We start from the raw sequence: 6456 nt of genomic DNA, 5'->3' as shown, positions 1-6456 counted from the left end.
ATGGTTTACCCACTGCTGTTACTATATTTCACCCAACTGAGAACCGCTATATTTAAAAGTTTTCTTAAAAAGAATAAATATCTTACATTAAACCTTGGAATATGACCAAATGTGAGAAATAGCGTCTATCTAGCCAAATCTGATTTAAATCTAGACATACGCATTGTGGCTTAATTTATCCTCCCATACTTTCTGTGTGGAGAATAAAAGAGGTTTGCCTTTGTAAGATGCAAAATGTAACAAATATATCAGTAGGAATTTATTGATATGGCACAACTACTCACCGAAGCGGAAATTCAAGAACAGGCAAAGAGTCTGTCAGATTGGACTGTTGAAGACTCCAAGTTGCAGATTACCCGCAGATTCAAAGATTTTATTGAAGCAATTGAGTTTGTCAATAAGCTGGTGGAGCCGGCAGAGTCAGCGGGACATCATCCACACATAGAGATTTCCTACAATAAAGTAAAGATTACACTCACAACACATGATGCAGGCGGATTGACGCAGCTAGACTTTGATCTAGCACGAGTGATTTCCCAGATCAACTAAGTGATTTCGTCTAACATCTTGCACCAGACGATAGGAAGTCACCGCGATGTAGGGTTTATATAGCCGAGCCAGTATGTTCTAACTGGTGTGAGATTTATACTAGGGGTAAGTGGAAGAAGCGATTTTTGATGGCAAACTGCTAAGTGTCTAAAAGTCTAAAGCTTTCAGCAGTTTAGCCTGCGTAGAGAGTGAATCACCCAAACCCTACCCCCTGCTTAGATATTTAGATAAGTATATGTGACAGTTATTAAGGCGATCGCTCCAATCTTGCCATCTAGATCGGATGTTTTATAATGTTATGATATAAAGATATGTTTTTGCATAAGTTAATCACATCAGTTTTTAACCCCAAGTTAATCGTTTATTAGCTTTGCAAAAACTAGAATTGTAGTAGTGGCAACTATGTCTTATTCACAGGTTTGAATGAGACGTCGCATTTTCGAGAATTAGGTGCAACGAAATCAATTATCTAAACAAGGTGTGAGGAGTAAGGTAAAGATGTCTAATCTGTTGTGGAAATCCTTAGTGGTTAGTCCAGCAGTTTTGGGAGCAACGTTGTTAGTTTCGACCGCAGCAATGGCGGCCCCAAACCCAACCACAGAAGTATCATCAGCTAAACAACTAGGTGTAACCGAAGTTGCCCAACAGCCAGAAGTATTGGCTCAAACAACCATAGATCAAGTTAACCGCTATAGTAACGAAGGTAATCAAAATAACTCTCAGTCCCAAGTAACATCAGTTTCTCAATTTTCCGACGTACAACCCACTGACTGGGCATTCCAAGCATTGCAGTCGTTGGTTGAACGCTATGGTTGTATTGCAGGTTATCCGAATTCCACTTATCGCGGTAATCGTGCTTTGACCCGTTATGAATTTGCTGCTGGTTTGAATGCTTGTTTGGATCGGGTTAACGAATTGATTGCCACAGCAACAGCCGACTTGGTGACTAAACAAGATTTAGCTACCTTACAACGGTTGCAAGAAGAATTTTCCGCAGAATTGGCAACCCTACGCGGTCGCGTAGATTCCTTAGAAGCACGGACTGCTGAATTGGAAGCGAATCAGTTCTCCACTACCACAAAACTAGTCGGTGAAGCCGTTTTTGCCGTTAGTGATATATTTGGGGGTAACACTGGTGACAACAACAATACTGTCTTCCAAGATCGGGTACGTTTAGACTTGCAAACCAGCTTCACTGGTAAAGACGTTTTGCATACCCGTCTCTCAGCAGGTAATTCAACAGCCTTTACACAATTTGACGACGCTAATAATCCGATCGGTACTGCTGAAGGCACACAAACATATCAAGTTGGTATAGGCAATGGCAACAACAGTGTCAGAGTAGACCGCTTGACTTATGAAGCTCCCATAGGCCCAGCCCAAGTTTACCTCGCAGCTAGTGGCGGACGACATAGCCAGTATGCATCTGTCAACAATCCTTACTTTTTTGACAACACTGACGACGGTGGTAACGGCGCTTTATCTACCTTTGCTTCTGAAAGTCCCATCTATCGGATTGGTGGCGGTGCTGGTATAGCGCTCACTCTACCCATTGGTAAAGGTGGCGGCATCTTGGGAAATAGCTCAATCACTGCGGGTTACTTGGCATCCCAAGCTAATAATCCTGGTCTTAATACAGGTCTGACCAACGGCGACTATGCCGCTTTAGGACAGTTGAACTTTAGTGTTGGCGATCGCTTGGCTTTAGCTGCAACCTACGTCCACGGATATAGTGCCAGTGGTGCTTTATTTGACTCTGGTACAGACGGAGCAACTGGAGGTTTTGATGTAGGTACTGGACAAGCTAACTTTTTAGGTAATGCAGCAGGTGCTGCAGCAGGTGTAACAACCCCATCTTCCAGCAACTCCTACGGTGTGTCGGCTGCCTTTAGACCCAGTGACAAACTGTCCATTAGTGGTTTTGTCTCTTACCATGACGTCACAGGTGTCGGTGCAGGTGATGATTATGAAGCTTGGAGCTACGGTTTAGGGGTAGCCTTACCTGATTTCGGTAAAAAGGGTAACGTTTTAGGTGTTTTTGCTGGTGCAGAACCCTATTCCTTTAACCGCCCAGGTTTTGGCGGCAACAATGATATACCCTATCACTTTGAAGGCTTCTACAAGTATCGTGTGTCGGATAACATCTCTGTAACCCCTGGCGTAATCTGGTTGACCTCTCCTGGTCAAAACAGTGATAACGATGATGCTATTATCGGTACGCTCAGAACTACTTTCACTTTCTAGAGTGTTGACTATCCACTCACAAATTTGAACTCCATTTCTCCCCGCCATCAGGCGGGGCTTTTTGTTTTCAGTAGTAACAATGGATAAACCCCAGTAGTTAACCGGAGTATACTAGAAAAGTTAGGAGTTATGAGTTATGGCGGGTTTTATATGAATAGACCACAGTAATGCCCACTCTACAAGTAACTTACGCCATAAGCAACTTTTTCTAAGCAAGTTTTTTTAGTAGAAGTTGGCGGTATAAAGCTACATATTGCGTAATATCTTAACTCTACCAATTTGAGATTTTGATCTTTAGATTTGAGATTTAAGGAAAAATCTCAAATCCAAATTGAATGACTCCTAATTCCTAACTCCTAATTTCTAACCCCTAACTTATTGCTGCTTGTGGAACTATCCTGTAAATCGGAATACGCAATTCTTGCCTTATTAGAGATGGCTGCTCATTACGAAAGCGGCGAACCGCTGCAAATTCGACAAATTGCAGCACAACAAAACATACCCGATCGCTATCTGGAACAACTACTAGCAACTTTGAGGCGTGGCGGTATAGTTAAAAGTCAGCGTGGGTCAAAAGGTGGCTATCTGTTAACGCGAGAACCCCGAAAAATCATCCTTTTTGAGATTTTGGAATGTTTAGAAGGCTTAGAGGCGCAGGCTGGTGAAGAAAACGTTAATTCCCAAAGCATAGATAGTTCAGTTATAGAAGAAATTTGGCAAGAAGCAAGTCGCGCGGCAAATTCAGTGTTACAAAAATATACGCTCCAGGATCTTTGTGAAAAAAGAGATTCACGGCGGCAATTGGATATCATGTACTACATTTAGTCAAGAGTTATTTGTCATTTTTTGATGAGTAATGACCAATGACTAATAATTAATAATTAATAACTAACTAAGGACTAAATTATGCGAATAGCTCGTAATATTACAGAAGTGGTTGGTCGTACACCCCTAGTACAGTTGAACCGTATTCCTCAAACAGAAGGATGTGTTGCGGAAATTTTGGTGAAACTGGAAAGTATGAACCCATCGGCATCAGTCAAAGACCGGATTGGGGTAAGTATGATTAACGCCGCCGAGGAAGAGGGGTTGATTACTCCTGGAAAAACAGTATTGGTAGAACCCACCTCTGGAAACACAGGAATTGCCTTAGCAATGGTAGCAGCAGCTAAGGGTTATCGATTAATTTTGACAATGCCAGAGACGATGAGTGGAGAGCGTCGGGCAATGTTGCGAGCATACGGGGCAGAACTGGAACTAACACCAGGAATGGAAGGCATGAGTGGGGCAATTCAACGAGCGCAGTTAATAGTTAATACTACACCAAATACCTATATGTTGCAGCAGTTTCGTAATCCAGCTAACGCAAAAGTGCATCGGGAAACTACAGCGCTGGAAATCTGGGAAGATACTGATGGACAAGTCGATATAATTGTGGCAGGAGTTGGTACAGGTGGTACGATCACTGGTGTAGCAGAAGTGATTAAAGCACGCAAGCCTAACGCTAAGGCGATCGCAGTTGAACCAGCCAATAGCCGAGTTTTATCTGGGGGACGACCAGGTCCCCACAAAATCCAGGGAATTGGTGCTGGGTTTATTCCCCAAGTACTCAAGATAAAATTGATTGATGAAGTGATTACTGTCACCGATGAAGAAGCGATCGCCTACAGTCGGCGTTTGGCAAAAGAAGAAGGGCTACTATCTGGTATTTCCAGTGGAGCAGCTTTATGTGCAGCAATTCGCGTCGCTCAACGTCAAGAAAATCAGGGACGTTTAATTGTAATGATTCAGCCCAGTTTTGGCGAGAGGTATTTGAGTACGCCGTTGTTCCAAGACCTGGAGGCAAGATTGGCTGCTAGCGTCAGTTAACGATACATTGAATTAATGGTCAATTCTAAGCACGTTTCTAACCATTACGAAACTCTGAAAGTTAGTCCAAGTGCAAGCCTTGCGGAGATTAAGCAAGCTTATCGCCGCTTGGTTAAGTTGTTTCATCCTGACAGTAATCAGGAAACAGCCGATCGCGAACAGATTATCCGCATCAATGCAGCTTATGAGGTCTTAGGCGACAACCAAAATCGCCGCAATTATGACCAAGAACTGCAAAATGAATCCCAAAAATTAAATAGCGATCGCCAACAGCGTACAGCATCAGCCCAACAGCATTACCAGACAAGACGAAAAACTGGACGAGATGTTGACGAGCAAGTTGAAGAATGGCTGTGCCAAGTTTATCAACCAGTTAATCGCTTGCTTTGTACCGTTCTTTATTCGTTAGAAGAACAAATGGAACAATTAGCTGCCGATCCCTTTGATGATGAGTTGTTAGATGAATTTCAGGAATACTTAAAAACCTGTCGAGATGACCTCAAGCAGGCACAAACTACTTTTCGCTCCCTGCCAAATCCCCCTAGTCTAGCAAGAACAGCGGCTCACCTTTACTACAGCCTCGATCAAGTAGCAGATGGACTCGATGAATTAGGTTATTTTCCTTTGAACTACGATGAGCGTTATTTACACACAGGTCATGAACTATTCCGCATAGCTACGAGATTGCACTGTGAGGCGCAAGCGTCTGTTACATAGTCATTGGGCATTGGGCATTGGGCATGGGTCAATATCGCTGGATGTCAAAGGACTAATGACTAATGACTAATGACACATAATTTAGGAATTAGTTTATGCTGGAAACAGAAAAAGATTAAGAAATTTTAAATTCTGATTTTAGTGTACTCATGCAATGCATTGTTAATCGTCGCGCCCAGTTTTCAGCAAGTCATCGTTATTGGTTGCCAGAACTGAGTGAAGCCGAGAATATTGAGAAATTTGGTGCTGGTACTAGATTTCCGGGACACGGGCATAACTATGTTTTATTCATCTCCCTAGCCGGGGAATTGGATGAATATGGCATGGTGCTGAACTTGTCTAATGTGAAATACGTAATTAAACGGGAAGTTACCAGTCAATTGGACTTCTCTTATCTCAACGATGTGTGGGCAGAATTTCAACAAACTCTGCCCACCACTGAGAATATTGCACGGATTATCTGGCAGCGGTTAGCACCTCATTTGCCTCTAGTCCGCGTGCAGTTATTTGAACATCCTGAACTTTGGGCAGATTATATGGGAAACGCAATGGAAGCCTACCTCACCATCAGTACTCACTTTAGCGCCGCCCATCGGCTAGCTCATCCTAACCTTAGTAATGAAGAAAACACTGAGATTTATGGTAAGTGCGCTCGTCCCAACGGTCACGGACACAACTACCATTTAGAAGTTAGTGTCAAAGGGAATATTGACCCACGTACTGGCATGATTGTCGATTTAGGTGGCCTGAATCAAGTGGTAGAAGATAATGTGCTAGAGCCATTCGATCACACGTTTTTAAATAAAGATATTCCCTATTTTGCCGAAGTTGTACCCACTGCTGAAAATATCGCATTTTACATTAGTAATTTACTGCGATCGCCTATTGAGGAATTGGGAGCTAAACTTTACAAAGTAAAACTGATTGAAAGTCCCAATAACTCCTGCGAAATCTACTGTACGGACTCTGAATCTGATTCAGTCAGCGCAACTGTGAATCAGCCAGTACTAGCACGAGTTTAGCTAATTGAAAATCCAGGCATAAGACATAGGGAATTTCTATCATCCCAATGCCCAA

At 42.8% G+C, this 6456-nt stretch carries 6 protein-coding genes; all 6 read left to right on the top strand.

Translation table 11 applies throughout. The features are described from left to right. The first annotated feature begins 267 nt into the window (after window positions 1-267). The 6 genes from ACFE93_RS25715 to ACFE93_RS25690 all read left to right on the top strand — a co-directional run bounded on the left by ACFE93_RS25715 (window position 268) and on the right by ACFE93_RS25690 (window position 6401). Entirely contained in the window at window positions 268-549 is a 282-nt protein-coding gene (locus ACFE93_RS25715; protein ID WP_375477483.1) for a 4a-hydroxytetrahydrobiopterin dehydratase, read from the top strand. A 498-nt stretch (window positions 550-1047) separates the two neighbouring features. Then, window positions 1048-2793, top strand: coding sequence for an iron uptake porin (locus ACFE93_RS25710; protein ID WP_375477481.1), 1746 nt, complete (start codon window positions 1048-1050; stop codon window positions 2791-2793). A 387-nt stretch (window positions 2794-3180) separates the two neighbouring features. Further along, entirely contained in the window at window positions 3181-3618 is a 438-nt protein-coding gene (locus ACFE93_RS25705) for an RrF2 family transcriptional regulator (RefSeq protein WP_375477479.1), read from the top strand. Window positions 3619-3699: 81 nt separating this feature from the next. Further along, entirely contained in the window at window positions 3700-4662 is a 963-nt protein-coding gene (gene cysK, locus ACFE93_RS25700; RefSeq protein WP_375477477.1) for a cysteine synthase A, read from the top strand. Window positions 4663-4677: 15 nt separating this feature from the next. Beyond that, complete coding sequence (locus tag ACFE93_RS25695; RefSeq protein WP_375477476.1) at window positions 4678-5379, top strand: J domain-containing protein; 702 nt, start codon at window positions 4678-4680, stop codon at window positions 5377-5379. A gap of 149 nt (window positions 5380-5528) precedes the next feature. Further along, the gene (locus ACFE93_RS25690; protein WP_375477475.1) at window positions 5529-6401 is read left to right on the top strand and encodes a 6-carboxytetrahydropterin synthase; all 873 of its coding nucleotides are present in this window, start codon (window positions 5529-5531) and stop codon (window positions 6399-6401) included. Window positions 6402-6456: the final 55 nt, after the last annotated feature.

The sequence above is a fragment of the uncultured Nostoc sp. genome, assembly GCF_964247315.1.
In the GTDB taxonomy this organism is placed as follows: Bacteria; Cyanobacteriota; Cyanobacteriia; order Cyanobacteriales; family Nostocaceae; genus Nostoc.
The sequence above is the reverse complement of the archived record's forward strand: the minus strand, read 5'-3'. Positions and strand labels throughout refer to the sequence as shown.

Excerpts from the sequence above, each read along its gene's own strand:
- ACFE93_RS25715 (WP_375477483.1), top strand. The coding sequence starts at position 268 with ATGGCACAACTACTCACCGAAGCGGAAATTCAAGAACAGGCAAAGAGT.
- ACFE93_RS25710 (WP_375477481.1), top strand. The coding sequence starts at position 1,048 with ATGTCTAATCTGTTGTGGAAATCCTTAGTGGTTAGTCCAGCAGTTTTG.
- cysK (WP_375477477.1), top strand. The coding sequence starts at position 3,700 with ATGCGAATAGCTCGTAATATTACAGAAGTGGTTGGTCGTACACCCCTA.
- ACFE93_RS25695 (WP_375477476.1), top strand. The coding sequence starts at position 4,678 with ATGGTCAATTCTAAGCACGTTTCTAACCATTACGAAACTCTGAAAGTT.
- ACFE93_RS25690 (WP_375477475.1), top strand. The coding sequence starts at position 5,529 with ATGCAATGCATTGTTAATCGTCGCGCCCAGTTTTCAGCAAGTCATCGT.